Here is a 3,076-nt window from a genome sequence, read left to right as displayed (position 1 = left end):
TGCTCTTTAACAATCTGGAAAGCTGATTTAAAAAGTAGTTCTCAAACATTTGTTACAAGTGCTTTGGAAACTTCTTGGCGAAAACCAAATTTTATTTGGTCCTTGTTGTACTTCAACAAGACGCGTTGTTTCGACGACACTTCTTGGGGTTGTATGGTTAAGTGACTAAGCGTACATGGTGGATGCCTTGGCAGTCAGAGGCGATGAAGGACGTACTAACCTGCGATAAGCTGTGAGAAGTCGGTAAGAGACGCTATTACTCACAGATTTCCGAATGGGGAAACCCACCCGAGATAACTCGGGTATCTGTTACTGAATACATAGGTAACAGAGGCGAACCGGGAGAACTGAAACATCTAAGTACCCCGAGGAAAAGAAATCAACCGAGATTCCCTCAGTAGCGGCGAGCGAACGGGGATTAGCCCTTAAGCATCTTGGAAGTTAGTGGAACGGTCCTGGAAAGGCCGGCGATACAGGGTGATAGCCCCGTACACGAAAACAACCTTGATGTGAAATCGAGTAGGGCGGGACACGTGACATCCTGTCTGAATATGGGGGGACCATCCTCCAAGGCTAAATACTCCTGACTGACCGATAGTGAACCAGTACCGTGAGGGAAAGGCGAAAAGAACCCCTGTGAGGGGAGTGAAATAGAACCTGAAACCGTGTACGTACAAGCAGTGGGAGCCCTTCGGGGTGACTGCGTACCTTTTGTATAATGGGTCAGCGACTTACATTTTGTAGCGAGGTTAACCGTATAGGGGAGCCGTAGGGAAACCGAGTCTTAACTGGGCGTCTAGTTGCAAGGTGTAGACCCGAAACCGGGTGATCTAGCCATGGGCAGGTTGAAGGTTGAGTAACATCAACTGGAGGACCGAACCCACTAACGTTGCAAAGTTAGGGGATGACCTGTGGCTGGGGGTGAAAGGCCAATCAAACTCGGAGATAGCTGGTTCTCCCCGAAAGCTATTTAGGTAGCGCCTCGGACGAATACTACTGGGGGTAGAGCACTGTTTGGGCTAGGGGGTCATCCCGACTTACCAACCCCATGCAAACTCCGAATACCAGTAAGTAATATCCGGGAGACACACGGCGGGTGCTAACGTCCGTCGTGAAGAGGGAAACAACCCAGACCGCCGGCTAAGGTCCCAAAGTTCTGGTTAAGTGGGAAACGATGTGGGAAGGCTCAGACAGCTAGGATGTTGGCTTAGAAGCAGCCATCATTTAAAGAAAGCGTAATAGCTCACTAGTCGAGTCGGCCTGCGCGGAAGATGTAACGGGGCTCAAACCAGGCACCGAAGCCGCGGATTCACACTTATGTGTGAGTGGTAGGGGAGCGTTCTGTAAGTCTGCGAAGGTGTATCGAGAGGTATGCTGGAGATATCAGAAGTGCGAATGCTGACGTAAGTAACGATAAAGGGGGTGAAAAGCCTCCTCGCCGGAAGACCAAGGGTTCCTGTCCAACGTTAATCGGGGCAGGGTGAGTCGACCCCTAAGGCGAGGCCGAAAGGCGTAGTCGATGGGAAGCAGGTTAATATTCCTGCACGACTTGTAATTGCGATGGGGGGACGGAGAAGGCTAGGTGGGCCAGGCGACGGTTGTCCTGGTGAAAGTGCGTAGGTGGTGTTTCTAGGCAAATCCGGAGACACAACACTGAGACACGAGACGAACGCACTACGGTGCGGAAGCCATTGATGCCCTGCTTCCAGGAAAAGCCTCTAAGCTTCAGATTACAAGTCATCGTACCCCAAACCGACACAGGTGGTCGGGTAGAGAATACCAAGGCGCTTGAGAGAACTCGGGTGAAGGAACTAGGCAAAATAGAACCGTAACTTCGGGAGAAGGTTCGCTCTTGACAGTGAAGTCCCTTGCGGATGGAGCAGTTGGGAGTCGCAGTGACCAGATGGCTGGGACTGTTTATCAAAAACACAGCACTCTGCAAACACGAAAGTGGACGTATAGGGTGTGACACCTGCCCGGTGCCGGAAGGTTAATTGATGGGGTTAGCGCAAGCGAAGCTCTTGATCGAAGCCCCGGTAAACGGCGGCCGTAACTATAACGGTCCTAAGGTAGCGAAATTCCTTGTCGGGTAAGTTCCGACCTGCACGAATGGTGTAACCATGGCCATGCTGTCTCCACCCGAGACTCAGTGAAATCGAATTCGCCGTGAAGATGCGGTGTACCCGCGGCTAGACGGAAAGACCCCGTGAACCTTTACTACAGCTTGGCACTGAACATTGAACCTACATGTGTAGGATAGGTGGGAGGCTTTGAAGGCGTGACGCCAGTTGCGCTGGAGCCGTCCTTGAAATACCACCCTTGTATGTTTGATGTTCTAACGCAGGGCCCTGAATCGGGCTCGCGGACAGTGCCTGGTGGGTAGTTTGACTGGGGCGGTCTCCTCCCAAAGAGTAACGGAGGAGCACGAAGGTTGGCTAATCCTGGTCGGACATCAGGAGGTTAGTGCAATGGCATAAGCCAGCTTAACTGCGAGACGGACAGGTCGAGCAGGTACGAAAGTAGGTCATAGTGATCCGGTGGTTCTGAATGGAAGGGCCATCGCTCAACGGATAAAAGGTACTCCGGGGATAACAGGCTGATACCGCCCAAGAGTTCATATCGACGGCGGTGTTTGGCACCTCGATGTCGGCTCATCACATCCTGGGGCTGAAGTCGGTCCCAAGGGTATGGCTGTTCGCCATTTAAAGTGGTACGCGAGCTGGGTTCAGAACGTCGTGAGACAGTTCGGTCCCTATCTGCCGTGGGCGTTGGATGATTGAAGGGAGTTGCTCCTAGTACGAGAGGACCGGAGTGAACGAACCTCTGGTGTTCGGGTTGTCACGCCAGTGGCACTGCCCGGTAGCTAAGTTCGGAATCGATAACCGCTGAAAGCATCTAAGCGGGAAGCGAGCCCTGAGATGAGTCATCCCTGACCCCTTGAGGGTCCTAAAGGGCCGTTGGAGACCACAACGTTGATAGGTGGGGTGTGTAAGCGCGGCGACGTGTTGAGCTAACCCATACTAATTACCCGTGAGGCTTAACCATACAACACCCAAGAAGTGTTCTAAGGCTTGTA

The 3,076-nt window shown here is 52.4% G+C and carries 1 rRNA gene; it reads left to right on the top strand.

The window, feature by feature from the left end:
- The first annotated feature begins 155 nt into the window (after positions 1–155).
- Positions 156–3,045: ribosomal RNA gene (locus AB5Y76_RS08880) — 23S ribosomal RNA — on the top strand.
- The last annotated feature ends 31 nt before the right edge of the window (positions 3,046–3,076 follow it).

This window comes from Aeromonas sp. R1-2 (genome assembly GCF_040908505.1).
Classification (GTDB): Bacteria; Pseudomonadota; Gammaproteobacteria; order Enterobacterales; family Aeromonadaceae; genus Aeromonas; species Aeromonas veronii.
This window is presented reverse-complemented; position numbering and strand designations above follow the sequence as displayed.